The sequence below is a fragment of the Nonomuraea salmonea genome (assembly GCF_042428605.1).
Classification (GTDB): Bacteria; Actinomycetota; Actinomycetes; order Streptosporangiales; family Streptosporangiaceae; genus Nonomuraea; species Nonomuraea salmonea.
Window position 1 is genome coordinate 240,965 of sequence record NZ_JBHMCF010000046.1, and the last position, 25,989, is coordinate 266,953.

25 protein-coding genes are annotated in these 25,989 nt (G+C 72.3%); 15 read left to right on the forward strand and 10 right to left on the reverse strand.

Features of this window, described 5'->3' with window-relative positions:
* Positions 1 to 140: 140 nt before the first annotated feature.
* Entirely contained in the window at positions 141 to 1,340 is a 1,200-nt protein-coding gene (locus ACFFR3_RS41455) for a cytochrome P450 (protein WP_345404369.1), read from the forward strand.
* A gap of 3 nt (positions 1,341 to 1,343) precedes the next feature.
* Here the strand turns inward: ACFFR3_RS41455 and ACFFR3_RS41460 are convergent, their stop codons facing one another.
* From ACFFR3_RS41460 to ACFFR3_RS41470, 3 genes are read right to left on the reverse strand one after another with little or no spacing between them, the layout of a single operon-like run.
* Entirely contained in the window at positions 1,344 to 2,162 is an 819-nt protein-coding gene (locus ACFFR3_RS41460) for a carbohydrate ABC transporter permease (RefSeq protein WP_345404372.1), read from the reverse strand.
* The gene (locus ACFFR3_RS41465) at positions 2,162 to 3,103 is read right to left on the reverse strand and encodes a carbohydrate ABC transporter permease (protein WP_364380092.1); all 942 of its coding nucleotides are present in this window, start codon (positions 3,101 to 3,103) and stop codon (positions 2,162 to 2,164) included. The genes ACFFR3_RS41460 and ACFFR3_RS41465 overlap by 1 nt, the downstream gene beginning before the upstream one ends.
* A gap of 2 nt (positions 3,104 to 3,105) precedes the next feature.
* Positions 3,106 to 4,404, reverse strand: coding sequence for an ABC transporter substrate-binding protein (locus ACFFR3_RS41470; RefSeq protein ID WP_364380089.1), 1,299 nt, complete (start codon positions 4,402 to 4,404; stop codon positions 3,106 to 3,108).
* 118 nt (positions 4,405 to 4,522) lie between these two features.
* Between ACFFR3_RS41470 and ACFFR3_RS41475 the strand changes: the two genes are divergently transcribed.
* Together ACFFR3_RS41475 and ACFFR3_RS41480 are read left to right on the forward strand one after the other, a co-directional pair.
* Positions 4,523 to 5,521, forward strand: coding sequence for a carbohydrate kinase family protein (locus ACFFR3_RS41475; protein WP_364380086.1), 999 nt, complete (start codon positions 4,523 to 4,525; stop codon positions 5,519 to 5,521).
* A complete protein-coding gene (locus ACFFR3_RS41480; RefSeq protein WP_345404381.1) occupies positions 5,518 to 6,786 on the forward strand; it encodes an alpha-glucosidase/alpha-galactosidase in 1,269 nt (422 codons plus the stop codon). The genes ACFFR3_RS41475 and ACFFR3_RS41480 overlap by 4 nt, the downstream gene beginning before the upstream one ends.
* A 169-nt stretch (positions 6,787 to 6,955) precedes the next feature.
* On the opposite strand, the gene ACFFR3_RS41485 is transcribed toward ACFFR3_RS41480, so the two are convergent.
* Both ACFFR3_RS41485 and ACFFR3_RS41490 read right to left on the reverse strand, forming a co-directional pair.
* On the reverse strand, positions 6,956 to 7,735 hold the full coding sequence (locus ACFFR3_RS41485) for a DeoR/GlpR family DNA-binding transcription regulator (protein WP_364380083.1): 780 nt from the start codon (positions 7,733 to 7,735) through the stop codon (positions 6,956 to 6,958).
* An 8-nt stretch (positions 7,736 to 7,743) separates the two neighbouring features.
* Positions 7,744 to 9,042, reverse strand: a complete 1,299-nt coding sequence (locus tag ACFFR3_RS41490; protein ID WP_364380080.1) for a family 4 glycosyl hydrolase — start codon at positions 9,040 to 9,042, stop codon at positions 7,744 to 7,746.
* Positions 9,043 to 9,340: 298 nt separating this feature from the next.
* Here ACFFR3_RS41490 and ACFFR3_RS41495 point away from each other — a divergent pair, with 298 nt between their 5' ends.
* Complete coding sequence (locus ACFFR3_RS41495) at positions 9,341 to 10,630, forward strand: N-acetylglucosamine kinase (RefSeq protein ID WP_379484917.1); 1,290 nt, start codon at positions 9,341 to 9,343, stop codon at positions 10,628 to 10,630.
* An 81-nt stretch (positions 10,631 to 10,711) separates the two neighbouring features.
* Here ACFFR3_RS41495 and ACFFR3_RS41500 read toward each other — a convergent pair whose 3' ends face one another.
* Positions 10,712 to 11,932, reverse strand: coding sequence for an MFS transporter (locus tag ACFFR3_RS41500; protein WP_345404396.1), 1,221 nt, complete (start codon positions 11,930 to 11,932; stop codon positions 10,712 to 10,714).
* 143 nt (positions 11,933 to 12,075) lie between these two features.
* Positions 12,076 to 12,645, reverse strand: a complete 570-nt coding sequence (locus ACFFR3_RS41505; protein ID WP_345404399.1) for a TetR/AcrR family transcriptional regulator — start codon at positions 12,643 to 12,645, stop codon at positions 12,076 to 12,078.
* Positions 12,646 to 12,728: 83 nt separating this feature from the next.
* On the opposite strand from ACFFR3_RS41505, the gene ACFFR3_RS41510 reads away from it, so the two are divergent.
* The 3 genes from ACFFR3_RS41510 to ACFFR3_RS41520 are packed head-to-tail and all read left to right on the forward strand — an operon-like array spanning position 12,729 to position 15,040.
* Positions 12,729 to 13,547: an NAD(P)H-binding protein gene (locus tag ACFFR3_RS41510; RefSeq protein WP_345404402.1), complete on the forward strand. Its 819-nt coding sequence runs from the start codon at positions 12,729 to 12,731 to the stop codon at positions 13,545 to 13,547.
* A 34-nt stretch (positions 13,548 to 13,581) separates the two neighbouring features.
* The gene (locus ACFFR3_RS41515; RefSeq protein ID WP_379484918.1) at positions 13,582 to 14,448 is read left to right on the forward strand and encodes a haloalkane dehalogenase; all 867 of its coding nucleotides are present in this window, start codon (positions 13,582 to 13,584) and stop codon (positions 14,446 to 14,448) included.
* A 31-nt stretch (positions 14,449 to 14,479) separates the two neighbouring features.
* On the forward strand, positions 14,480 to 15,040 hold the full coding sequence (locus ACFFR3_RS41520; protein WP_364380065.1) for a TetR/AcrR family transcriptional regulator: 561 nt from the start codon (positions 14,480 to 14,482) through the stop codon (positions 15,038 to 15,040).
* On the opposite strand, the gene ACFFR3_RS41525 is transcribed toward ACFFR3_RS41520, so the two are convergent.
* From ACFFR3_RS41525 to ACFFR3_RS41535, 3 genes are all read right to left on the reverse strand, one after another.
* Complete coding sequence (locus ACFFR3_RS41525; protein WP_345404408.1) at positions 15,022 to 15,168, reverse strand: hypothetical protein; 147 nt, start codon at positions 15,166 to 15,168, stop codon at positions 15,022 to 15,024. The genes ACFFR3_RS41520 and ACFFR3_RS41525 overlap by 19 nt on opposite strands.
* Before the next feature lie 154 nt (positions 15,169 to 15,322).
* Positions 15,323 to 16,621: an ankyrin repeat domain-containing protein gene (locus tag ACFFR3_RS41530; RefSeq protein ID WP_379484919.1), complete on the reverse strand. Its 1,299-nt coding sequence runs from the start codon at positions 16,619 to 16,621 to the stop codon at positions 15,323 to 15,325.
* Between the two features lie 144 nt (positions 16,622 to 16,765).
* Positions 16,766 to 17,788 (reverse strand): aminotransferase class V-fold PLP-dependent enzyme, encoded by a 1,023-nt coding sequence (locus ACFFR3_RS41535; protein ID WP_379484920.1) that lies wholly within the window; start codon positions 17,786 to 17,788, stop codon positions 16,766 to 16,768.
* Between the two features lie 100 nt (positions 17,789 to 17,888).
* On the opposite strand from ACFFR3_RS41535, the gene ACFFR3_RS41540 reads away from it, so the two are divergent.
* The 8 genes from ACFFR3_RS41540 to ACFFR3_RS41575 all read left to right on the forward strand — a co-directional run bounded on the left by ACFFR3_RS41540 (position 17,889) and on the right by ACFFR3_RS41575 (position 25,952).
* Complete coding sequence (locus ACFFR3_RS41540; RefSeq protein ID WP_364380056.1) at positions 17,889 to 18,623, forward strand: GntR family transcriptional regulator; 735 nt, start codon at positions 17,889 to 17,891, stop codon at positions 18,621 to 18,623.
* 85 nt (positions 18,624 to 18,708) lie between these two features.
* Complete coding sequence (solA, locus tag ACFFR3_RS41545; protein WP_364380053.1) at positions 18,709 to 19,824, forward strand: N-methyl-L-tryptophan oxidase; 1,116 nt, start codon at positions 18,709 to 18,711, stop codon at positions 19,822 to 19,824.
* Entirely contained in the window at positions 19,821 to 20,870 is a 1,050-nt protein-coding gene (locus ACFFR3_RS41550) for an ABC transporter substrate-binding protein (RefSeq protein WP_364380050.1), read from the forward strand. Before solA ends, ACFFR3_RS41550 begins: the two co-directional genes overlap by 4 nt.
* Positions 20,867 to 21,898: an ABC transporter substrate-binding protein gene (locus tag ACFFR3_RS41555; RefSeq protein ID WP_345404423.1), complete on the forward strand. Its 1,032-nt coding sequence runs from the start codon at positions 20,867 to 20,869 to the stop codon at positions 21,896 to 21,898. Before ACFFR3_RS41550 ends, ACFFR3_RS41555 begins: the two co-directional genes overlap by 4 nt.
* Positions 21,899 to 21,944: 46 nt before the next feature.
* Positions 21,945 to 23,039: an ABC transporter ATP-binding protein gene (locus ACFFR3_RS41560; RefSeq protein ID WP_364380044.1), complete on the forward strand. Its 1,095-nt coding sequence runs from the start codon at positions 21,945 to 21,947 to the stop codon at positions 23,037 to 23,039.
* Entirely contained in the window at positions 23,003 to 23,995 is a 993-nt protein-coding gene (locus ACFFR3_RS41565) for an ABC transporter permease (protein WP_345404429.1), read from the forward strand. Before ACFFR3_RS41560 ends, ACFFR3_RS41565 begins: the two co-directional genes overlap by 37 nt.
* Positions 23,992 to 24,798 carry an ABC transporter permease gene (locus ACFFR3_RS41570; RefSeq protein ID WP_379484921.1) on the forward strand — a complete coding sequence of 269 codons (807 nt, stop codon included), beginning with the start codon at positions 23,992 to 23,994 and terminating at the stop codon, positions 24,796 to 24,798. Before ACFFR3_RS41565 ends, ACFFR3_RS41570 begins: the two co-directional genes overlap by 4 nt.
* Positions 24,799 to 24,809: 11 nt before the next feature.
* Entirely contained in the window at positions 24,810 to 25,952 is a 1,143-nt protein-coding gene (locus tag ACFFR3_RS41575; RefSeq protein WP_379484922.1) for an NAD(P)/FAD-dependent oxidoreductase, read from the forward strand.
* The last annotated feature ends 37 nt before the right edge of the window (positions 25,953 to 25,989 follow it).

The window sequence follows — 25,989 nt, forward strand, 5'->3', positions numbered from 1 at the left end:
TTCGAGCGATCCCGGCCGGGCCCGGTCACGGCCGGGATCGTGGGCCGTCGCGGGCCTACCCGCCGGGGACCTGCCGGGGACCCGCCGCCGCGCCCGCCGCCTCCCGGACGTTTAATGAGGTCAGGGAGGAGACCTAGCTGATGACTGAAACCGCGGCGGAGATGCCCGTCTACATGCGCCGCTCGACCTTCACCCCGGATCCCGACCTCGCGCGGATCCGCGAGGAGCAGGGCGTGCGCAGGGTCAGCACCTCGTTCGGCATCGACGTCTGGATGGTGACCAGGTTCGCCGACGTCAGGGAGGTGCTGGGCGACCCCGCGCGGTTCAGCAACGCCCGCCAGCCCGGCCACCGGCCGCCGGGCGCGCCGGAGTTCAGCGACGACGAGGTGCGGCGCATGCGGGCGGGCAACCTGCTGATGTTCGACCCGCCCGAGCACACGCGGCTGCGCCGCATGCTCACCCCCGAGTTCACGATGCGCCGCATGCGCCGCCTGGAGCCGCGCGTCAAGGACATCGTCACCGCCCACCTCGACGCCATGGAGGCGGCGGGCCCGCCGGCCGACCTGGTGTCGGCGTTCGCGCTGCCGATCCCGTCGCTGGTGATCTGCGAGCTGCTCGGCGTCCCGTACGAGGACCGCGACGACTTCCAGCGCCGCAGCGGCACCACGCTCGACCTGTCGCTGCCGGTGGACCAGCGGGTCGCGGCCCAGCTGGAGTCGCGCGCCTACATGACCGAGCTGGTCGGCCGCGCACTCAAGGACCCCGGCGACGACCTGCTCGGCATGCTCGTCCGCGAGCACGGCGACGACCTGTCCGCCGACGAGCTGATCGGCATCGGCGGCCTGCTCCTGCTGGCCGGCCACGAGACCACGTCCAACATGATCGGTCTCGGCACGCTGGCGCTGCTGCGCCACCCCGAGCAGCTCGACCTGCTGCGCGAAGAGCCCGAGCGGTGGGGCGCGGCGGTCGAGGAGCTGCTGCGCTGGCTCAGCATCGTGCACTCGGGCACGTTCAAGGTGACCACCACGGACGTGGAGGTGGCGGGCGTGCGCATCCCGGAGGGCGAGCTGGTGGTCTGCGTGCTGCCGGCCGCCAACCGCGACCCCGCGCTCGTGCCCGACCCCGACCGGCTCGACGTCTCGCGCGGCGAGATGGGCCACGTCGCCTTCGGCCACGGCGTGCACCACTGCCTCGGCGCGCCGCTGGCCAGGATGGAGATGGGCATGGCCTTCCCGGCGCTGTTCGAGCGGTTCCCCGGGCTGCGCGAGGAGGGCCCGCCCGCGGAGTTCCGCTCGTTCAACATCGTGTACGGCCTCACCTCGCTCCCCGTCGCCTGGTAGCGCTCAGCCCTTGAGCCCGGTGAACGTCATGGTGGCGACGAACTGCCGCTGCGCCGCGACGAACCCGACGATCAGCGGCAGCGTCGCCACCACGTTCCCGGCCATGAGCAGCGACCACTGGGTGTGCCTGGTGCCCTGGAAGTTGGCCAGGCCGAGCTGGATCGTGTAGTTGCTCTCGTCGCTGATGGCGATGAGCGGCCAGATGAGGTCGTTCCACGAGCCGAGCAGGGTGAAGACGGTCAGCGTGGCCAGCGCGGGCTTGGCCAGCGGCAGCACCACCCGCCAGAACACGCCGAAGGTCGTGCACCCGTCGATGCGGGCGGCGTCCTCCAGCTCGGCGGGCAGCGACAGGAAGAACTGCCGCATCAGGAAGATCCCGAACGCCGACGCCAGCCACGGCACGAACGCCGCCGCCAGCGTGTCGATCAGGCCGAGCCGGCTGAACATCACGTACGTCGGGATCATCAGCAGCTGCGTCGGGATCATGATGGTCGCCAGGATCATCAGGAACCCGGCCTGCTTGCCGAAGAACTTCAGCCGGGCGAAGCCGTACCCGGCCATCGAGCACAGGATCAGGTGCGCCACGACCGCGACCGCTGCCACGATCACCGTGTTGAGCAGCCACAGCAGCGCCGGCGACTGGCTGAACAGGCCGGCGAACCCGTCGAGGGTGAGCCGGCTCGGGATGAAGCGGGGCGGGAAGCGGTTGATGTCGCTGTCCGGCATGAACGCGGTCAGCACCATCTGCACCAGCGGCAGCGCGAACAGCAGCGCCAGCGGCATCAGCAGCAGGTGCCACGGGCTGAACGGCAGGCGTCGCATCAGAAGGCCTCGATCTTGCTGCGCCGGGAGTAGAGGATCATCCCGACGGTGATGAGCATGGTGGCGGCGAACAGCCCGTACGCGACGGCCGAGCCGTAGCCGAACTTCGTGAGCTTGAACGCCTGGGTGTAGACGTAGTAGACGATCGTCTGGGTGGCGCCCAGCGGGCCGCCCCTGGTGGTGGTGAAGACCAGGTCGAACAACTGCAGCGCGGTGATCGTCTGCCAGATGGAGGTGAAGACGGTCACCGGGCCGAGCTGCGGCATCGTGACGTGCCGGAAGACCTGCCTGCGGTTGGCGCCGTCCATGCGGGCCGCCTCGACCACGTCCTTCGGGATGTCCTGCAGCGCGGCCAGATAGACCACCACGGTGAAGCCGACCTGTCCCCACAGCGCGATCAGGCAGATCACCGCGAGCGCCTGCGACTGGCTCTCCAGGAACTGCTGCTGCGGCAGGCCGAGCGTGCGCAGGACGCTGTTGGCGGCGCCGTACTGCGGGTTGAAGACGAAGTTCGCCAGGATGCCGGTGGCCGCCGCCGACGCCACGAACGGGATGAAGATGCACGTACGGTAGAAGCCGACCAGCTTGATCGGCCGGTTCAGCGCGACGGCGACGAGCATGCCGAGGAAGATCGACGCCGGCACGAAGAGCACCGTGAACACCAGCGTGTGCCGCACGGCCGCGAGCAGGTCCGGGTCCTGGGCCATGAGCTCGTAGTTCAGCCAGCCGATCGGTTTGGCGGGGGAGATGCCGTTCCACTTCTGCCGCGAGATGAGGAACGCCCACACCGCCGGGAAGATCGACAGGCCCACCACGAGCACCGTGGCCGGGCCGGCGAAGCCCCACCCGGTCAGGGTGCGGTGCAGCCACCGCACCCTGCCGGACGGCGGTGCCGAGACGTGGGCGGCCGGTCGCCGGCGCCCGGCGAACAACACCGACATCGTCAGCCCCCGGCCAGCGCGATGGCCGACTTCTGCGCCGCCTCGTCGAGGGCCTGCTTGGGCGGCGCCGCGCCCTGCATGGCCTTGGCGATGGCCTCGCCGACGTGCCGCGACATCTCCACGTAGCCGCTGACCGTGGGCCTGGCCTGCTTGGCGTTGGCCAGGTTGGCGACCATCTTCTCGGCGCCCGGGTACTCCTTGACGTACTTCTCGTACTCGGGCAGTTTCGTCTCCGAGTTGCGCAGCGGCAGGTTGCCCTGGGTGAGGTTCCACTGGGCGTCGCCCTCGGCCGAGGTGAGCCACTTGATCAGCTCGAACGACCAGTAGGCCCGGTTGGCGTCGCCGTTGTCGAACAGCGTCCACAGGTCGGGGCCCGAGACGGTCTGGTGGTCGCCGTTCGTGCCGGGCAGGAAGGCCACGCCGTAGTCGGTCTTCTTCTGCTTGAGGTCGTACAGCGACCAGGGCCCGTTGATGATCATGCCGATGCGGCCGTCCGCGAACAGCGGCGCGTAGCGCTCGTCGGTCTGGTCGAGGTAGACGCTCTTGTCGTCCACCGCCATCGCCCGCAGGAACTCCAGCGCGTCCACGCCGGCCTGCGAGTTGAACGCGGCCTTCTTCTGGTCCTGCGACAGGATGCTGCCGCCGCGCTGCCACAGCAGCGGCCAGAAGTGCCAGGTCGTGTCCTCGGAGGCGCTCACCGAGTACGCGGTGCCGTAGATCTTCTCCGCCGGGTCGGTGAGCTTCTTGGCCGCCGCGCGGAAGTCGTCCCAGGTCCATTCGTCGGTCGGGTACGCCACGCCCTTGGCGTCGAAGAGCTTCTTGTTGTAGAGCAGCGAGAGGTTGTCCACGATCGCGGGGAAGCCGATGACCTGCCCGTTCGGCGTCGCGGTCGTGCGGGCCGCCTCGGGGAACTCCGCCCACTTGACCGCCGGGTCCTTCACCTTCTCCGTCAGGTCGAGCGTCTTGCCCGACTCCTGTAGCTGCGAGGCCCAGCTTCCGAAAGCGTAGGAGATGTCGGGGTAGACGCCGCTGGCGAAGCCGGCGGAGAGCTTCTGCAGCAGGTCGTCGGTGGTCGAGGCGCCGGAGGAGACCTCGATCGTCACGTTGGGATGCTGCTGGGTGAACGTCGCCGCCAGCCCTTCGAGGACTTTCTCGGCGTCCGCCGTCTGGCCCGTCCACCAGGTGAGCTTCACCTTCGCCTGCGGGTCCACCGTCTTCGCGCCCTCCTGCGCCGACCCTCCGCAGCCCCCGGCCGCCAGGACGATCGCCGCGACCAGGGCCGCCGCGGTTCTTCTTCGCACTGTGGATGCTCCTCCCGGAATGATTGGAGCCAATCATGGTTACTTTCGAAGTCTTGTCAATACCTTCGAAAAATCGCAAGGCTTGACAAGCTTTCACAACACCTGAAACGGTGCCGTGGTGTCCAGAACGACCTTCGACCTGCTTGTCGTCGGCGACGCCAACCCGGACGTGATCGTCTCCGGCGCGCCTCGCCATCCCGAGTTCGGCCAGCGGGAACAACTCGTCCCCGCCGCCGGCCTGGTGCTCGGCGGCTCCGGTGCGATCACCGCGTACGGCGCCGCCCGGCTCGGCCTGCGCACCGCGTTCGTCGGCCGGGTGGGGGACGACCCCGCCGGAGCCTTCGTCCTGGACGCCCTGCGCTCCGGCGGCGTCGACGTCTCCGCCTGCGTCGTCGACCCCGACGTGCCCACCGCCATGACCGTGGTGCTCGTGGACGGCGACGACCGGGCCATCCTCACCGCCTCCGGCTGCCTCGACCGGCTCGGCGCCGGCGACGTGCCGCGCGGGCTGCTGGAGCGGGCCGCGCACGTCCACGTGTCGTCGTACTTCCTCCAGCCGCGGCTCGCCGCCGGGCTCGCCGGGCTGTTCGGGCTGGCCAGGGCGGCCGGGGCGTCCACCTCGCTCGACACCAACGACGACCCGGCGGGACGGTGGGCGGGCCTCGCCGAGGTCCTGCCCGTCACCGACGTCCTGCTCCCGAACGAAGCCGAAGCCCTCGCCATCGCCACCGCCGTCGCGGGCCCTGTCGCGGGCGCTGTCGGGGGCGCAGCCGGGGGCGCAGTCGAGAGCGCTGCCGAGGGCGCTGCCGGGGGCGCTGAGCTGGATTGGGCCGTACGGGAGCTGGCCTCCCTCGGCACGCTGCCCGTCGTCAAGCGCGGCGCGCTCGGCGCGCTCGCCTTCGCCGACGGAGAGCCCGCCGAGGTGCCCGCCACCCCCGCCACCGTCGTGGACGCCGTCGGCGCGGGCGACAGCTTCAACGCCGGCCTGCTCGCCGCGCTCCTGCGCGGCCTGCCGCTCAAACAGGCCATGACCGTGGCCGTGACCTGCGGCACCCTCTCCACCCGCGCCGCCGGGGGCACCGCGGCCCAGCCCACCTGGGAGGAAGCAACCACATGAAGAAGATCGTGTTCGTCGGGGCGGGAAGCGTCGTCTTCACCCAGGGGCTGCTCGCCGACCTGGTCGCCTTCCCCGAACTGCGCGGCATGCGCATCGCCCTGCACGACATCGACCCCGAGCGCCTGGAGGTCGCCGAGGCCGTCGCCCGCCGCATCACCGGCGACGCCGCCGTCGTCACCGCCCACCTCGACCGCCGCGCGGCGCTCGACGGCGCCGACTTCGTCATCAACATGGTGCAGGTCGGCGGTTACGACGCCACGGTGACCGACTTCGAGATCCCCGCCAGGTACGGGCTGCGCCAGACCATCGCCGACACCATCGGCGCCGGCGGCGTCTTCCGCGCCCTGCGCACCTTCCCCCTGCTCGACGCCCTCGCCGCCGACATCCGTGCCGTCTGCCCCGACGCGCTGCTGCTCAACTACACCAACCCGATGGCCATGAACGTCTGGTACCTGTCGGGCAAGGTCAAGAACGTCGTCGGCCTCTGCCACTCCGTCTACTGGACCATGCGAGGGCTGGCCGACCTGGTGTCGGTGCCGTACGACGAGGTCTCGTACGTCGCGGCCGGCGTCAACCACCAGGCGTGGGTGCTGCGCTTCGAGCGCGACGGCGAGAACCTCTACCCCCGGCTCGACGCCGACGACCCCGAGCTGCGGCGGCGGGTCAGGATCGACATGTACCGGCGGCTCGGCTACTACCCGACCGAGACCAGCGAGCACTCCGCCGAGTACGTGCCGTGGCTCATGCACCACGACGGCGAGCTCGACCGGCTGCGCATCCCCGTCGGCGAGTACCTGCGGGTCAGCGAGGAGAACGTGGCCGAGTACAAGCGCACCCGCGACCTCGTACGCGGCGGGGGCGAGCTCGACATCGCCGGCACCGACGAGTACGCGCCGCAAATCATCCACAGCGTCGTCACCGGCACGCCGCGCGTCGTCTACGGCAACGTCGTCAACGACGGCCTCATCTCGAACCTGCCGCCCGGCTGCGTCGTCGAGGTGCCCTGCGCGGTGGACGCCACCGGCGTCCGCCCCACCGCCGTGGGCGCGCTGCCCCCGCAGTGCGCGGCCCTGAACAGGGCTTACGTGAGCGTCAACGAGCTGACGGTACGGGCGGCGCAGGAGGGCGACCCCCGCCTGGTCAGGCACGCCCTGATGGTGGACCCGAACACGGCCGCCTCACTCACCCTCGACGAGATCTGGTCGATGGCCGACGACCTCACCCGCGCCCACGGCGACCTCCTGCCAGAGGCACTCCGCGCCTGACCGCCTCCTGGCGGTGAGGCGATTCCCGCCGCCCGCCTGGCGCCTGACCCGCCGCCTGCTCGGCGCCTGATGCGCGCCGGCTTCCGGGCCTCGCCCGCCGCCCGGGCCCCGCCGCGACCAGCGGGGCCCGGGCACCGGGGACGGTCGGCGAGGGGCCCGATGGATCCGCTCAGCGGGCGACTTCGACCTCCAGCCCCTTGTCGCGCAGCGCCGCCACGCACTCGGGATCGGCCGACTCCCCGGTGATCAGCAGATCGATCTCCCCGATCGCGCAGATGGGCGCCATCTCCACCACACCCAGCTTCGACGCGTCCGCCACCAGGATCTTCCTGGCCGCCGCCCGCAACATCCGCTGCTTCATCTCGGCGTCGGGCAGGCTCACGTTCGTCACCCCGGCCACCGGATCGACCCCGCCGCAGCCCAGGATCACCGTGTGCGCCCTGATCCCCTCAAGCAGCTTGCCGCCCAGCGGATCGACCAGCGAATGCTGCTGGCGGCGCAGGCTCCCGCCGGTCACCACGACCGAGATGCGGGGCAACGCGGGCTCCAGCTCCAGCGCCGTACGCAACCCGTTGGTGAACACCGTCACCTCGGTCAGCTCCGAGCGCGCCACCAGCTCGCGCGCCACGTAGGACGTGGTCGTGCCCGCCCCCATCAGCACCGACTCGCCGGACGTCACCAGCCGCGCCGCCACCTTCGCGATCAGCGACTTCTCCACCGCCGCCGTGCCCAGCGACAGCTCGAACGACGGCTCCACATGCGGGGCGGGACCGGCCGCCATCGCCCCGCCGCGCACCCGGCGTACCTTGCCCTGCTCCTCCAGCGCGTCGAGGTCGGCGCGCACGGTCACGCTCGACACCCCGAACGCCTCGGCCAGCTCCGCCACCCGCGCGAACTCCTGCTCGGTGAGCAGCGCCAGCATGCGCTCGCGGCGCACCTCCGTCGGCATCGACTCCATCAGGCACGGACCGCCGGGGGCAGCAGGTCGCCGTGCGCCTCGATGAGCTCGTCGCACAGCGCCTTGATCGCGGGCAGCGCCAACGTGGCGGCGGTGTTGGGGTCGAGCATCGCCGCATGATAGACGTGCGAACGATCACCGTCGAGCGCCGCCCGTACGGTCAGCTCCACCACGTTCAGGAACGTCCTGTTGAGCGCGGCGAGCTGCACCGGCAGGTCGCCGACGGCCCGCGGCCGCGCACCCGCCGCACCGACCACCGCCGGCACCTCCACACAACACCCCTCAGGCAGGTTGCCGATCAGGCCCCGGTTGGCCACGTTGACGTAGATCTCCTTCTCCTCGCCGGTCAGCATCGCCAGGATCATCGCCGCCGCCGGCTCCTGGTGCTGCCACCGGATCAGCAGCGGGTGGCCCGCCGACAGGGCGCGCCGCGTCTCCTCGTACAGGTGCAGGCTCTTGCCGACGCGCCGCAGGTATTCCTCGACCGGCACGCCCAGCCGGGCGGTCTCGTCGGGGTGGCGCATGATCCAGGGGACGTACTCGGCGGCGTGCTCGCTCGACTGCGTCGGGAAGTAGCCGAACGTACGGTAGAGCTCGGCGCGTACGTGCCGCCGTAGCTGCGGGTCGGCCTCCAGCACCGCGTCCAGCTCGGGATAGAGCGACCGCCCGCCCGCCTCGAACCGCAGCACGAACGACTGGTGATTGAGCCCGGCGCTGAGAAAGCTCACCTCATCCTCATCGCGCCCCACAAGGTCGGCCAGGTACGCGTGCGTGTCGCACACCGCGTGACACAACCCGGCGAACCGCTCGTACCCGGTCGCCTCGTGCACCGCCCACCCGGTCATCGCCATCGGGTCGCTGCAGCTCAGCAGCCAGGCGTCCGGGCACTCGTCGGCCATCTGCCGCGCCAGCTCGACCAGCACGGGGATGGTCCGCAGCCCGCGGAAGATCCCCCCGATGCCGATGGTGTCGCCGATGGTCTGCCGAAGTCCGTACCGGTGCGGGATCTCGAAGTCCCGCAACGTCGCCTCGAACCCGCCGATGTCGAGATGACTCACCACGAAATCGGCACCTCTGAGCGCCTGCCGCCGATCGAACACGCTGCGGATCTTCGCCTCGGACCCCGCCTCCGCGTCGATCGCCCGCACCAGCCGCTCGGTCGTCACCAGCTTCCCGGGATCGTCATCATGGAGCACGATCTCCAGCTCGCCCCGCAGCCCGGCCCCCAGCACCAGCGCGGACACCACGCGGCGCGTCAACTCCACGTCACCGACCCCGATGAACACGACCCGCGCCATTTCCGCAGTATCCCACGCTCCGCCAGGCGAGAGGGCGGCCCAGCCCACCGTGCGCACCCAGCCGCCCCAGCGGCCCCGGCGGGGCCAGCGGGACGACGCCGGCCGGTCGGATCAGCACGTCGGGGTCGGCGGGGACCGGGACGCAGGGGACTGGGTCGGCGGGGACTGGGACGGCGGGGCGGGTCGGTTATTGGGTGGCGTTGGCGAGATGGGCCGGTCGGCTCGGCTGGGGGTGGTGGGGTCGGGTCGAGTACAGTGCGCGCCAACCCCCAGCCCTCAGCGCGACAAGAGAGCGACCATGGACCTCTTCCTCGGCATCGACGCCGGCGGCACCTCCACGCGTGCCCTGCTCACCACGTCCACCGGCGAACGCGCCGGCTACGGCCTGGCCGGTGGCGGGAACCCCGCCGCACACGGCGTAGATGCCGCACTCGCCGAGATCACCACCGCCGTCAAGCAAGCGCTCGGCGCGACCGACCCCGGCCGGGTGGTGAACGGGGTGATCGGCCTCGCCGGCCTCGGCGCGTTGGAGGACCCCGCCGTGCACGCCGCCTTCAGCCGCGCCTGGGCCGACTGCGGCCTGCACTTCCCGGTGCGCGGCGTCGAAGACCCTCTGCTCGCTTTCGTAGCCGGCACCCCTGACCCCTCGGGCCACGTCCTCTTGTCGGGGACAGGAGCCGTAGCCCTGCGCGTAGCGGACAGACGGGTCACGGAGGTCGCCGACGGCCAGGGCTGGCTGCTGGGCGACGAAGGCTCCGGCTTCTGGCTCGGCCGCGCCGCCGCCCGCCACGCCATCCGCCACCTCACCACCCCACCAACCCATCCCATGCCCGACATGTCGGGTAACAACTCGGCCCGGTCGGGAGCCAACGAAATCGGAGACTGCTCCCCGGCAGGACAACCTGACGCCGTCCATGCACCCGTGGACGATGCGGCCCAACCTGCGGTGGGGAGCGCGGGCGGCCTCGACGCCGGGGGTCACTCGGGCTCTGTGGGAGGTCTGGGCAAGGCCGGGGCCCGCTCAGGTTCGGTGGGGAGCGTGGGGGAGGACGGGGGCCGCCCGGGGTCGGCTGGGAGTGCTCGGGACGCTACGGCCCGCTCCGGCTGCTCACCGGTGAAGGCGGGGGGCCGCGTTCGCGGCTCGGGCGTTGCCGGGGCGGAAGGTGAGCTGGCGCGGTTGGTTGCTGAGGCGGTGGTTGGGCCTGGGGTGGAGTTGAGCTCGCGTACCGCTGATCTGATGATCATTCGGGCACAGGCTGCGCCCGTGACGACGCTCGCGCCGCTGGCACCGCTCGTCGGGCAGGCCGCTGAGGCGGGTGACCCGGCGGCTGCTGCGATCCTCGAGTCGGCCGCCGATCGGCTGCTGGCCACGCTGGCCAGGGTCCGGGCGCCTGAGGAGACGTCGCCGATCGTGCTGGCCGGTGGCGTTCTGACGGCGCAGGGACCGCTGCGCGAGCGCGTCCGGCGGTTGTGTGAGGAGCGGTGGGCCACCTCGGTCGCCATCGCCGGTGACACGGCCGCCGCAGCGGCCTGGCTTGCCGCCGGGGCTCACGGCGCTCACGCCAACTGGCTCGCCAGCGGCTTCTGAGCCACCACGCACCCCAGTTCATCGCTCGGCGAACGCCATGACAGTTCCCGTCACGGTGGGCGCTGAGCCGGCCGGCTTCGGTCAGAGCTGGGTCTGCTCAATGTCCCGGAGGCCGTGTAGGGCGCGCCACGTCGGCAGGGGCGACAGGAGGATGATCACGGCGGCGGTCCAGAGCGCCGCTCGTACCCCTGCGGCCTCCGCCAGTACGCCGCCCAGCAGGGCGCCCGCGGGGAAGATGCCGGTCACGAAGCAGCGCATGGTGGCGTTCACCCGGCCGAGCAGCCGGTCGGGGCAGAGTCGCTGGCGCAGGGTGACGCTCGTGATGGCGTACACGATCTGTCCCAGCTCGCCGGCGGCGGTGCCGAGCACGAGCAGGGCGACGCCCCAGCCGGGGGTGGCGAGCGGCGTGAGCAGCCCGGCGGGCCCGGTCACCGCCAGGCAGAGCCAGACGATCCGCGCCGAACCGTACCGACGGGCCAAGAACGGGGTGATGGCGGCGCCCAGCATCACGGTGATCGAGCCGAGCGCGAGCACCGCGCCGATCGCGGCGGGCGGGAGGCCGAGCGTACGGACCATGAAGACGAACCCGGCCGCCGAGGCGACGCCGAAGGAGAGGTTGCCGGCCGCGCTCGTCACGAGCAGTGCGCGCAGCACGCGGGCCCGCGCCACGAACGCCAGCCCCTCCCGGATCTGCCTCGCCATCCCGCTCCCGGCGGCCGCGGGCGGGACGGCGGGCTCGCGGGCGGCGATCGCCAGCAGCGACCCGGCCGACACGGCGAACGCGGCGGCCTGCACGAGCACCACGTTCGCGGCGCCGACGATCGTGGTCGCCCAGCCGCCGAGGCCGGGCCCGGCGAGCTGGCCGCCCGCCCGGATGGTCTCCATGGCGGCGTTGCCCTTGAGCAGGTCAGGACCGGCGACGGACGGCAGGTAGCTCTGGTAGCCGACGTCGAAGAACACCCGGGCGACGCCGGTGAGCAGCGACACGAGCACGAGTTGCGCGATGGACAGCGCGCCGAGGAGTGCCGAGACCGGGATGGTGACCAGCAGGGCGGCCCTGACCAGGTCGGCGGCGACGAGGACGGGGCGGCGGCGTACGCGGTCGAGCCAGGCCCCTGCGGGCAGCCCGATCAGCGCGAACGCGACCGTCCCCGACGCGGTGACGAGACCGAGCTGCAGCGGGGACGCGTGCAGGGTGACGACGGCGAGCAGCGGGATCGCGACGGCGCTGACCTGGGCGCCGAGCTGGCTGGTGGTCTGCCCGAGCAGCAGCAGGCGGAAGTCGCGCGAGGCGGTGGACATGCGGGCCTCCGGAGAGCCGATGGATACGGCCCCCACCACCCGCGGGCCCCGGAAAGGCGTCGCTAGGGGAGGGGGACGTTACCGCCCTCCGGCCCGCGGGTCAAACGGCGAGCGAGTCGATCCAGCGCTCCAGACGGCGTCGCTCAAACGGCGAGTGAGTCGATCCAGCGCTCCAGGCGGTGTCCCTCCACGGTCATCAGCTCGGGATCGCGGAAGGTGTTGGTGAGCAGGGCGACGCCCTGGTAGGAGGCGAACAGCCCGACGGCCAGCTCTCGCGCGTCCGCCCGCCCCATGGCCGCGAACTGCGTCTCCACCCAGTCGAGCAGCCGCCGCATCACCCCGGCGATCGCCTTGTCCAGGCCGTCGTCGCGCTTGTCCAGCTCGGAGGCGAGGGTGCCGGTGGGGCAGCCGTAGCGGGCGGTGACGTCGGGTCGGCTCATCCAGCCGCGCAGCAGCGCCTTGAGGCGTTCCTGCGGGGTGGGGAGTTGTTCGAGGCCGGCGATCAGGGTGTCGAGCTCGCGGCCGTGCTCGCCGATGGCGGCCTGGATGAGCTGGTCCTTCGTCTTGAAGTAGTAGTAGACGTTGCCCACGGGGACGTCGGCGGCCCGCGCGATGTCGGCCAGGGTCGTCTTCTCGACCCCGCGCTCGTGCAGCACCTGTACGGCGGCGCCCGCCAGCCGCTCCCGCTTTCCCGGCCGCTTTGAGTCAGTCACCTGACTAACTATAGACAGCCCAGCTCCCCGCCCGCTATGGTCTCCGTTCTAAGTCAGTCAACTAACTAAGAACTGAGGTCTTCATGTACGTCGTCACGGGTGCCACAGGGAACGTCGGCGCCGAGGTCGTCCGCCTGCTCGCCGCCGCGGGAGAGCAGGTCACCGCCGTCTCACGGAACCCCGCGCCGCAGCCGGCGGGCGTCCGGCACGTCGCGGCCGACCTCGGCGATCCGGCCAGCCTCGAGGCCGCCTTCGCCGGGGCGAGCACGTTGTTCCTGCTGGTCGCCGGGCAGGAGCCGGAGGCCGTCCTGAAGACGGCTCAGAGCGCGGGCATCCGGCGCGTCGTCCTGCTCTCCTCGCAGGGCGCGGGAACCAGACCCGGCCTGTACGCGCACCCGGCCGCCTTCGAGGCCGCCGTCCGCGCATCCGGCCTGCAGTGGACGATCCTGCGCCCCGGCGGCTTCTTCACCAACACGCTGGCCTGGGCCGGATCCGTGCGCGCGGGCCGGACGGCCGCCGCGCCGTTCGCCGACACCGCGCTGCCGTTCATCGACCCGGCCGACATCGCCGAGGTCGCGGCCACGGTGCTGCGGCAGGACGGGCACGCGGGCCGGACGTACGTGCTCACCGGACCCGAGCCGATCACCCCGCGCGAGCGGGCCGCGGCACTCGGGCGGGCGCTCGGCACCGAGGTGCGCTTCGTCGAGCAGACCAGGGACGAGGCCCACGCCGAGATGACGCGGTTCATGCCCCTGGAGGCCGTCGAGGCCACTCTGTCCGTCCTCGGCACGCCCACGTCCGCCGAGCAGCGGGTCAGCCCCGACGTGGCCGCCGTCCTGGGCCGCGCACCGCGCACGTTCGCCGACTGGGCGGCCCGCCACGCCGCCGCCTTCCGCCCCTGACCACCACCGACATCGCCACAGAAAGGGCCGCATCATGCCCGTGACCCGCATCCTCGACTCCACCATCCACCACCGGGAGACCGGCGCGGGGCAGCAGATCGTGTTCCTGCACGGCAACCCGACCTCCTCCCACCTCTGGCGCAATGTCATGCCCGCCGTCGCAGAGGGCCGCCGCCTGGCGCCCGACCTCATCGGCATGGGCGAGTCCGGCAAGCCGGACATCGACTACACGTTCGCCGACCACGCCGCGTACCTGGACGCCTGGTTCGACGCGCTGGACCTGGACGACGTGCTGCTCGTCGGCCACGACTGGGGCGGCGCGCTGGCCTTCGACTGGGCCGCCCGCCACCAGGACAGGGTCAGGGGCATCGTCGTCACCGAGGCCGTCATCAAGCCGATGACCTGGGAGGAGTTCCCCGAAGGAGGCCGCGACCTGTTCAGGGCGATCAAGACGCCGGGCACCGGCGAGAAGATGATCCTCGACGACCCCGGCCACCTGCGCCGCTCCCTGCCCGCCACCGTCGCCACCCCGCTGGAGGAGGACGACCTTGGGGCCTACCTGGCGCCGTACCCGACGCGGGAGAGCCGCCGCCCGCTGCTGCGCTGGATGCGGTCGCTGCCGCTCGGCGGCGAGCCCACCGACGTGGTGGCCAGGATCGAGACGTTCGGGAGGTGGGCGGCGGCGAGCGCGGACGTCCCCAAGCTGGTGCTCGCCTTCCGTCCCGGCCCGGGGGCGATGTGGACGCGGGAGACGCTCGCCTGGTGCGCGGCGAACCTCGCCGCCGTCGAGATCGTCGAGCGTCCGGAGACAGCCGGCCACCACACCCCGGAGGACCGGCCGCAGGCCATCGCGGAGGCCGTCACGGCGGCCAACACGGCATGGCGGCACATGCTCGTCTAAGTCGTACAAGCGTTGGCCTACACTTGTTGACATGCCGTTCACAGAGAGGTCGGCGGCGACCAGGAACGCGATCCTCGCCGCCGCCAGGAAACTGCTCATCGAACGGGGCTACGAAGCCATGACGATCAGGGCGGTCGCCTCGATGGTCGGCGTCGACCCCTCGATGGTCATGCGCTACCACGGCAGCAAGGCCGGGCTGTTCAGCGCGGCCGTGGACGTCGACCTGCGGCTCGGCGCCGTGGGGGAGCCGCAGGCCGACCGGCTGGGCGAGCTGCTCGTCCGGCACTTCCTGGCCCGCTGGGAGGGTGAGCTGTCCGATGACGTGCTGGTCCTGCTGCTGCGCTCGGCCAGCACCAACCCCATGGCGGCCGAGCGCATGCGCGAGGTCTTCCAGGAGCAGATCGCCGGCTTCGTCACCCAGGTGACCAACGCGCCCGACGCGGCTTACCGGGCCGGGCTGGTCAGCACCCAGCTGCTCGGCCTCGCCCTGACCCGTTACGTCCTGTGCCTGCCGCCGATGGCCGAGGCCGAGGTGGAGGACCTGGTCCGCGACATCGGCCCCGTGGTGCAGGGTTATCTCGCCGGGCCTTGAGCGGAGACGTGCAGCATCTCGCCCACCTTGCGGTAGCCGACCCGCAGGTAGACGCCGGCCGCCCGGTCGTCGGCCGGGGTGAGGAACGGCGGCGTGATGCCGGCTTTCGGGGGAGTCGAGCCGGTCAAGCGTAGCCGTGAGAGTCTCAACGCGAGAAGCCCGCAGATGGCCGTGGCCGCGTGCGTACGGCGGTCGACGACGGCGGCGCACACCTGCCACCAAGGCCCCGACAGGACGTGCGCCCCGGCGGGCCGTGTGGGAGCGCCGCCGTGCCCTGCCCGATCAGCTCTCGCGGGCGAGGAGCAGCGCGTCGATGGCGGTGTCGCCGGTCGGCGGGCGATGCCGGGTGGGGGCGCCGGCCTCGACCAGCGCTCGTACCGTGCCGGGGTAGTCGCCGTCCTCGGCCCGGTTGTTCCGCAGTCCCCACAGCGCGCAGTCGAGCGGCGTCGGCCCCTCATCGTCGAACGCGCAGTCCTCAAGGTCCGCCCCGCGTTCGATCAGCAGCCGTACGGTGGCCGTCCGCCCCTGCATGGCCGCCTGGTCGAGCGGCGTGAAGTTGCTGTAGCCCCGCGTGTCCACCGCCATCCCGGCGTCCAGCAGCGCCCGCACCACCTCGGTCCGGCCGAGCAGCGCGAACTGCCCCAGCAGCCAGCCGAAGTCCCCGTCGTGCGGCACGCCCAGCACCGGCACCGGCGCGACCGGCAGGCGGGCCGACTCGCCGCGCGCCACCGCCAGCACCGCCGCGTCCACCGGGTCGAGCTCGGCGGTCGCGCCGCGCGAGAGCAGCAGCTCGTACGCCGCCAGGTGCCCGCAGCGGGCGGCCAGCGCCAGCGGGCGGCGGGCGGCGTCCCAGCGGTCCCAGGGCAGGTCGATCCGGGCGCCCGCGTCCAGCAGGATCGTCAGGATCGTGGTGCTCCTGCCCCGGACGATCGCGTGGTGCAGCGCGTGGGCGGCGTTCACGTCGGCCCCGTGCGCGAGGAACCAGCGCAGCCCGTCGGCGTCCTCGAAGTCCAGCTTGCGGACGATCAGCCGCTCGAAGCCCGGCCGGTACAGCAGGTCGAGGAACGCGGTGCCGGACTGCTCGCAGGCGTGGTAGAAGGCGTCCTCGTCCGGCGTGGCGCCGTGGTCGACGAGGAGGCGGGCGAGGCGCAGGTCACGGCGTTCGACAGCGTCGAACAGCGCCGTGCGCCGCCACTCGCCGCCGTTCTCCGGCGTGTGCGCGCCGGGGTCGGCGCCCGCGTCGAGCAGGAGGCGGGCGCACTCGCGTACGCGGGACTCCGGCGCGGTGGCGCGGCGCAGCAGCACGAGCAGCGGGTCGAGCCCGCCGACCGGCTCCCGCGCGGCGTCCCCGGTGGCGAGCAGGCCGGTCAGGGCGGCCGGGTCGGCCAGGACGAGGGCGCGTTCGATGCCGTCGAGCGAGGTCGCGCGGACGTGCTCGACCAGGCGGGGCCAGCTCGGGAAGCCGTAGGCGCGGGCCAGCTCGTGCTGGGCGCGGCTGAGCGGGATGCCGCGCTCGCGTTTGCGGTCCTTGGCCTGCTTGCGCAGGTGCTCAAGGGATGGGCGCGTGGGTAGCTCGGACACGGCGAACCTCCGTCTGCCCGGGTCCGCGTGCACGGGACGAGGTCCGTCGGTCGTGTGAGGTCGTGCTGCCGGTGGGATCGTCCCTGCCCCGCGGACCGGATGCGCCCGGCGAACGCGCCCCCATCCTAACCCCGCCCCCGCCTTTCAAGGCGTGGTCAGGGCCGCGACGGCGCGGTCGACGTCCTCCTCCGTGGTGTAGAGGTGGAAGCTGGCGCGGACCTTGCCCTCGCGCACCGCCGCGCGCAACCCCGCCGCCTCCAGCCGCCCGCCGGGTGCGTCCACCGAGACGATCGCCGAGTCCGACGGCTCCAGGCCGAGTCCCGCCCTGAACCGGTTGGCCAGCGCCACGTCATGGTCCCTGATCCGCTCGACGCCGATCTCGTTGATCAGCTCGATCGCGGGCGCCGCGCCGACGTAGCAGAACCAGGCCGGCGACAGGTCGAACGCGCGGGCGTCGGACGCCAGCCGCAGGGGCGGGCCGTAGTAGGAGCCGCCCTCGTCGGCGCCCGCGTACCAGCCGGCGGCCAGCGCGCGCATCCGCTCGCGCACCCGCGGCGACAGGTACGCGAACGCCGCCCCGCGCGGCGACATCAGCCACTTGTACGCCGCGCACGCCAGCACGTCCACATCCGAGACGTCCACCGGCAGCCAGCCGCACGCCTGCGAGCCGTCCGCGATGACCAGCGCGTCATGGGCGCGGGCGGCGGCCACGACGTCGGCGAGCGGCGTCACGTACCCGGTGAGCGACTGCACGAGGCTGAACGCGACCGCCGCGGTGCCCGGCGTGATCGCGTCGGCCAGCCGGTCGGCCGGCACCGTCACCACGTCGGCGGCCACCGCCCACGGGAACAGGTTGCTGGTGAACTCGATCTCCGGCACCACCACCCTGGCCCCAGGCGGGAGCGCGGTGGCGACGAGCGACATGAGCTGGGAGACCGTCGAGCCGATGGTCACGTCCGCGGTCCGCGCGCCGACCAGCTCGGCGAACGCCGCCCGGGACCGTCCGACGGAGGCGTCCCACGGCTTCCAGTCGCTGGTGCCGTGCCGCCAGTCGGCCTGCACGGCCTGCAACTCCTCGACGGCGCGGCGGGGCGGCAGGCCGTAGGAGGCGGTGTTGAGCCAGCCGGGGGCGGCGTCCCAGAGCTTCGCGGCAGCGGCGATGTCCATGTGATCAGCCTAGGACGAGCCTCGCGCAAAACCGGACAATCCGAAAAGTTATGACTATTGGAGTATTGACATGACTAATCGCTACAAGCAGTATTTTGGCATGTCAGAACGTGACCTCTTGCTCCACGTGCGGATCCGCAGGGCGCTTGAGGCACGCATCAGAAGCGGACAGTGGGGCCCGGGCACCCGGATCCCCACCGAGGTCCAGCTCTGCGAGGAGTTCGGCGTCTCGCGCATCACCGTGCAGCGAGCCCTGCGCGACCTCGCGGACGCCGGGCTGATCGTGCGCTTCCGCCGCCGCGGCAGCTTCGTCGCGCAGGCCATCGGGCAGCACAACCTGCTGCGCTTCACCGGCCTGCTGATCCAGGGGGCGGAGATGCACGGAGACCACCGGGTCGTCGCGGCCCAGGTGCTGCCCGCCCGCGCGGCGCGGCTGCGCCTGCCGGGCGTGCCCGACGACGAGGCGGTCGTCCAGATGGAGCGCCACAAGCTGAACGCGGCCGGCAAGGTGATCAACACCGAGCTGCACGTGCTGCCGTTCCGGCTCGCCCCCGACCTGCTCGACCAGCCGTTAGAACCGTTGACCACCCACGCCTACCTGCGCGATCGCGGAGTCGAGCTGGTCCGCGCCAGGCTCTACGTCGAGCCGTACGCCGTCGGCCAGGACGAGGCGGAGCTGTTCGGGCTCGCCTCCGGCACCCCCGTCTTCCGCTGGACCCGCGAGACCTGGACCCGCCGCGGGGAGATCGCCGAGCTCCTCGAAGAGATCGTCACCCCCGGCTCCGAGCGCTTCTACGTCGAGACCGACCTGAGCGGCTCCTCCGACCGCCACTGACCGACCGCCTTCCCGTACGAAACACGTCACCCGTCGCGCCCGCGTGCGCCACGGTCCCCCGCCATGCCCTGGAAGGAGCGGACCCTTGACCTCTGTCGCCGTCGTCGGCACCGGCGCCGTCGGTTCGATGGCCCTGTGGCGGCTGGCCGCGCGCGGCATCCCCGCGACCGGCTTCGACACCTACGCGCCCGGCCACGACAGGGGCGCGTCGGGCGGCGAGACGCGCATCTTCCGCACCGCGTACAAGGAGGGCCCGCAGTACGTGCCGCTGCTGCACGAGGCCCGCGCGCTCTGGACGGAGCTGGAGCAGGCCGCGGGCACCCGGCTGCTGACCCCGGTCGGCGGCGTGACCGTGGGCCCGCGCGACCACCCCGCGGTGGACGCCGTGCTGGCGGCCGCCCGCGCCCACGACCTGCCCGTCGAGGTGCTGACCGGCAAGGACGCGGCCGAGCGCGTCCCCGAGCATCCGCTGCGCGACGGCGAGGTCATGGTGGCCGACCGCGACGCCGGCTACCTGCGTCCCGAGCCCGCCGTCGTGGCGGCGGCCGCGACGGCCGAGCGTGCCGGCGCCACGATCCGCCGCTACACCCCCGTCGAGCAGGTACGGGAGGACGCCACCGGCGTCACCGTCGTCACCGGCGACGGCGAGCAGCGCTTCACCCACGCCGTCATCGCACCGGGCCCCTGGGCCGCGCACCTGCTGCCCGGCCTGCCCATCACCGTCAAGGCGATCACCTCGACCTGGTTCCCGCGCCGCGACGAGACCCTGTTCGCGCCCGGCCGATGCCCGATCGCCATCCGCGTCGGCGAACCCGCCTACTCCTGCTTCCCCTCCGTGGACGGCGCCGGCGTCAAGGTCAACCTGCACGTGCCGTGGCGGGAGATCGGCTCGCCCGCCGACCTGGCCCGCAGCGTCCCCGCCGAGTACGTCAGGCAGGTCGCGGAAGCCGTCACCGCCACCTTGCCGGGACTGCGCCCCGACCCCGTACGCGTCGCCACCTACGCCGACGCGTTCACCCCCGACGGCCACGGGCTCCTCGGCGGACAGGGCCGCGTCGTGGTCGCCGCCGCCTTCAGCGGGCACGGATTCAAGCTCGCCCCCGTCTTCGGCGACATCGTCGCCGACCTGGTCGAAACCGGCACGACCGGCCGCGCCATCGCCCATCTAGCCCCGAACCGCCCCCTTCGGAGGTCGCCATGAAAGCCTCTCTGACCGCCGCGCTCGCGGCCGCGGCGCTCGCCGTCGCCGCCTGTGGCGCACCGACACCATCCGCCGCCCCCGGGACGCTGGTCGTGGCCGGGTACGGCGGTTCGTACGAGGAAGCCTTCAAGCAGTCCGTCATCCCCGCCTTCGAGAAGTCCTGCTCCTGCCGGGTCTCCTACATCGCCGGCAGCTCCACCGACACCACCGCCAAGCTCAAGGCGCAGAAGGAGTCGCCGCAGATCGACGTGGCGCTGATCGACGACGGCGTGCAGAACCAGGCCGTCGAAGCCGGCCTGCTCGCCCCGCTCGACCCCAAGACGGTCACCAACCTCTCGCAGGTCATCGACCTCGCCCGGCTGCCCGGCGACGTCGGCGTCGGCTTCTCGCTGAACGCCACCGGCATCGCCTACAACAGCGACTACTACGCCCAGAACGGCCTGCCCGCCCCCAAGCGGCTGGCCGACCTCGCCGACCCGCGGCTGCGGGGCAAGCTGGTGATGCCGTCCATCACGCAGACGTACGGGCTGGGCGCGCTGCTCATCGCGGCCAAGGTCGGCGGCGGCTCCGAACACAAGATCGACCCCGGGTTCGCCGGAGTCAGGAAGATCGCGGCGAACGCCGTCACGTTCGACACCACCGCCGACGTGTCCAATTTCTTCCTCCAGGGCCAGGCGGTCGCCTCGATCTGGGGCAACTCGCGGGTGCAGACGCTGGCCAAGAAGGGGTTCCCGGTCGAGTTCGTCTATCCGGAGGAGGGCGCGCTGCCGCTGATCGCCACCGTGAACGTGGTGAAGGGCGCCCCGCACGCCGAGCTGGCGCAGAAGTTCGTCAACACGCTGCTGGAGCCGTCGGCGCAGCAGGCGCTGGCCGCCTCCGCCTTCAACGGGCCCGTCGTCAAGGGCGTCGAGCTCGACCCCGAGCTGGCCACCGCGGTCGTCGGCCAGGACAGGGCCGCCGAGCTGCGCAAGCTCGACTGGGCGGCGATCAACAAGAACCGCCCGGCCTGGACGGACCGCTGGAACAAGGAGATCGAGACCTCATGACCAGGCTGCTCGCCGCCGCTCTGGCGCTCGCCGCCCTGACGGCCTGCGCGCCGCCCGCGCCCGCGACCTCGCAGGACCGGCTCGTCGTCGCCGGGTACGGAGGCTCGTACCAGGAGGTCTTCGAGCAGGCCGTGCTGCCGGACTTCGAGAAGGCGTGCGGCTGCGAGGTGACCTACATCGCCGGCAGCTCCACCGACACCGTCGCCAAGCTCAAGGCGCAGAAGGACGCACCGCAGATCGACGTGGCGCTCATCGACGACGGGCCACAGGCGCAGGCCGCGCAGGAAGAGCTGCTGGCCGCGCTCGACCCGAAGGTGGTGACCCGGCTGGGCGAGGTCGAGAAGGTGGCCCGGCTGCCCGGCGACATCGGGGTCGGGTTCGCGCTGACCGCGACCGGGCTCGCGTACAACGGCAAGTGGTACGAGGACAACGGGCTGCCCGCGCCCAAGCGGCTGTCCGACCTGGCCCACCCCAAGCTCAAGGGCAAGGTCGTGCTGCCGTCGATCAGCAACACGTACGGGGTGGGCGCGCTCATGCTGGCCGCCCGCGAGGGCGACGGCTCGGTCGAGTCCGGCTTCGCGGGCGTTGAGAAGGTCGCCGCGAACGCGTTCACCTTCGACACCACGGCCGACGTGTCCAACTACTTCCTCCAAGGCCAGGCGGTCGCCTCGGTGTGGGGCGGATCGCGGGTGGAGACGCTGGCCGACAAGGACTTCCCGATCACGTTCGTCTATCCGGAGAAGGGGGCGATCCCGCTGCTGGCCACCGCCAACGTGGTGAAGGGGGCGCCGCACGCCGATCTCGCGCAGAAGTTCGTCGACGCGCTGCTCCAGCCGGGCATCCAGCACGACCTGGCGGCCAAGGGCTACGACGGGCCCGTCGTGGCCGACGCCACGCTGGAGCCGGAGCTGGCGAAACGGGTCGTCACGTCGGAGCGGGCCGCCACGATGCGGCCGCTCGACTGGAAGGACGTCAACGCGCGAAGAGCCGCCTGGACCGACCGGTGGACGAAGGAGGTCGAGCAGTGACGAGCAGGACCCGGGCGTTCGCGCCGGCGGAGGAGGTCGAGAGGTGATGAGCGTGGCGAGCGTGACCGGGGACGCGCAGGCGGACGCGGCCGTGCGGCGCGGGCGGCTGCGGCTCGACGGTGTGCGCAAGGTGCTGGGCGGCAAGGAGGTCGTCTCGGCGGTGGACCTGGAGACCGAGCCGGGCGAGTTCCTCACGCTGCTCGGCCCGTCCGGATGCGGCAAGACGACGACGCTGAACATGATCGCCGGGCACCTGGCGGCCGACGGCGGCCTGATCGAGGTGGACGGCCGCGACATCACCGCCGTGCCGCCGCACCGCCGCTCGATGGGCATGGTCTTCCAGTCCTACGCCCTGTTCCCGCACATGACGATCGCCGACAACGTGGCGTTCGGGCTGCGGATGCGCAAGGTGGGCGGGGCCGAGCGGCGCCGGCAGGTCGCCGAGGTGCTGGAGCTGGTCGGCCTGGACGGCATGGCGCAGCGGCACCCCCGCCAGCTGTCCGGCGGCCAGCAGCAGCGGGCCGCGCTGGCCAGGGCGCTGGTCATCAAGCCCGATCTGCTGCTGCTCGACGAGCCGTTCTCCAACCTCGACGCCCAGCTGCGGGTACGCCTGCGCGACGAGGTGTCGGCGCTGCAGCGCCGCATCGGCACCACCACCATCCTCGTCACCCACGACCAGGAGGAGGCGCTGGCCGTCTCCGACCGCATCGCCGTCATGGCCGGCGGCGTCATCCACCAGCTCGACCGGCCCAGGGAGATCTACCTGCGGCCGGCGACCGACTTCGTGGCGCAGTTCATCGGCGAGGTGAACACGCTCGACGGCACCGCCGCGGGCGGGCACGTCTGCGAGGTGGGCGGCGGCACCGTCGGCGGCACGCCGGTGGGCGAGGCGCCAGGCAAGGGCGCGGCGGTCCGTCTGTACGTGCGGCCCGAGGTCGTACGGGTGGCCGCCGGCGCGGGGGAGGGGCTGCGCGGCCGCGTACGCGAGACGCGCTTCCTCGGCTCCCGCATCCGCTGCGTGGTGACCACCGCGGCCGGCGAGGTGACGGCGGCACTGCCGTTCGACGCGCGGGTGCCCGCCGAGGGGGAGGAGGTGACCTGCTCATGGCGGCCATCGGACGCGTCACTGGCGACCAGGTGACCGGCGCGGGCACCTCCGCGACCGGCGGCCCCGCGACCGGCGGCCACGGGAACGGCAACCCCTCGACCGGCGGCCACGGCGACGGCTCGGGGAGCGGTGGGTCGGTGCGGGCGGCGGCGGCGAGGCCGCTGTGGCGGACCGGGCTGCTGCTGGCGCTGCCCGCCATCGCGATCTTCGCGCTGCTGTTCGTGGCCCCGCTGTTCACGCTGGTCGCCAACAGCTTCAGGACCCAGACCGGCGCGTTCACCCTCGACAACTACGTCCGCTTCCTGGGCGACCCCTTCTACCGCGCCGTGCTCTGGAACACCCTCAAGGTCGCCGCCCTCACCACGGCAGGCTGCCTGCTGATCGGCTACCCGTTCGCCCTCTACATGCGCGGCCGCTCGCCCAGGACCCGCAACTGGCTCGCCCTGCTCCTGCTGTCGCCGCTGCTCATCAGCATGGTCATCAGGGCGTACGGCTGGCTGGTGGTGCTCGGCCCGAACGGCCCCGTCGCGTCCGTGCTCAAGTGGCTCGGCATCACGCCGCCGCAGCTGCTCTACAACGACACCGCCGTGCTCATCGGCATGGTGCACGTGATGCTGGCGTACATGGTCCTGCCGCTGATGGGCAGCCTCGACCGGATCGACCCGACGCTCGTGCCGGCCGCGCGCGGGCTCGGCGCGTCGGGCTGGACCTGCTTCTGGCGGATCACGCTGCCGCTGTCGGCGCCCGGCATGCTGGCAGGGGCGATGATCGTGTTCAGCCTGACCGCCTCCAGCTTCGTCACCCCGGCGATCCTGGGCGGCCCGAAGGTGAAGCTCATGCCGTACTTCGTCTACACCCAGGCGACCGTCAACCTCGACTGGCCGTACGCGGCCGCCATCGGGTTCGTGCTGGTCGTCGTCACGACCGGGCTGCTGCTCGGCTACTCGCGGCTGCTGCGCGGGCGCGGCGGGGAGGTGGTGTTCGGATGACCCGGCTCAGGAGGGTGCTCGGCGGTGCGTTCGCCGCGCTGGTCGGCGTGTTCCTCATCGCGCCCGTCGCGGTCACCGTGGCCTCCTCGCTGACCACCACCTCCTACGTCACGTTCCCGCCGCAGGGCATCACCCTGCGCTGGTACGCCGAAGTGCTGGCCAAGCCCGAGTTCCTGGCGTCGTTCGCGCTCAGCGCCGGCGTGGCGGTCGCGGCGGCGGTCATCTCCGCCGTCGTCGGCCTGGCCGGCGGGCTGGCCATCCACCGCTACCGCTTCCCCGGCCGCGCCCTGCTGGAGGGCGTGCTGTCGAGCGCGTTCGCGGTGCCGACGATCGTGCTCGGCATCGGGCTGCTGCAGTGGTTCGCCCAGATGGGGCTGGCCTCCAGCCCGTTCACGCTGCTGCTGGCCCACCTCGTGCTGACCGTCCCGTACGCGGTACGGCTGGTGCTGGCCGGGCTGTCCGGCCTGGACCGGTCGGCGGAGAAGGCAGCTGCCGGGCTCGGCGCCCCGCCGTTCCTGGTGTTCTGGCACGTCACGCTGCCCGCCGTGCGCGGCGCGCTGATCGGGGGCGCGTTCTTCGCGTTCATCACCTCGTTCGACGACCTGACGGTGGCGCTGTTCGTGGTCACCACCGACCTGCAGACGCTGCCCGTACGGATCTTCAACTACATGCAGTACGACTACGACCCCACCGTCACCGCCATCGGCACCCTCATGGTGCTGTTCGCCGTGGTCGCGGTCGTCGTCATCGAACGTTTCGTCGGCGTCGCCAAGCTGTTCGGCGCCGACGAGGAGCACAAGTGAGAGGAGCAAGCGTGCGAGTCGTCGTCATCGGCGCGGGGGTGGTCGGTTCCGCGGTCGCGGCCGGCCTGACCCGGCGCGGCGCGCAGGTCACGGTGCTGGAGGCGGGCACGCCGGGAGCCGGTACGACGTCCACCTCGGTCGCCTGGATCAACGCCAACAACAAGACCCCGCAGGCGTACTTCGACCTCAACCACGCCGCCGTCTGGGCCCACCACCAGTTGCCGGGCGACTGGTTCCACCCCACGGGCAACCTCGAGTACGCGGTCACCGACGACCACAAGGAGCAGCTCGAAGCCCGCGTCTCCCGCCTCCAGGGCATGGGCTACCCGGTCGAGCGGGTCACCGCCCGCCGCGCCCTCGCCCTCGAACCCGACCTGGTGCCCCCTCCGCCGGGCACCGAGCACGTCTTCTTCCCCGTCGAGGCGTACGTCCAGCCGCTGCGGCTGCTCGGCCGGCTGCTCGGCGAGGCCCGCGATCACGGGGCCAGGCTGGAGTGCGGCGCCGAGGTCACCGCGATCGAGGCAGGGGCGTCGGGGGTCAAGGTGACGGTCGCGGACGGGCGGACGTTCGCCGGCGACGCCGTCGTCACCTGCGCGGGCCGCTGGAGCGAGCAGGTGGCCGCGCTGGCCGGCGCGACCGTCCCCATGCTGGACCCGGCCGTGTCCGGCACGGTCACCAACGGCTTCCTGGTCACCACGACCGCGGTGCCCGCCCGGCTGTCGCGCATCCTCACCACCGCCGCGCTCAACCTGCGCCCCGACGGCGGCGGACGTATCCTGCTGCAGTCGCTGCCCCTCGACCACCTCGCCGATCCGGCCGCCCCGGTGCCCGCCGAGGTGCTCGCCAAGATGATCGCCCTGCTGCCCGGAGTGCTGCACGCCACCGACGGCGCCGCCGTCGAGCGGGCCGTCGTCGGGCAGCGCGCGATGCCCGGCGACGGGCTGACCGTGGCCGGGTTCGCCGACCCCGATCGGCGCGTCTACACGGTGGCCACGCACAGCGGGGTCACGCTGGCGCCGCTGCTGATGGACGAGGTGGCCGGGGAGCTGTACGGAGAGGAGTCGCCGCTGCTTGCCCCCTTCCGTCCCGGCCGCTTCACCGACGGCACGGCCGGGCCCGCTCCTGCTCCCGCGCGCCGGCCGGGGCAGCAGTAACGTTCCGTCCGGTCGTCAGCGGGTACGCGTACCTCGT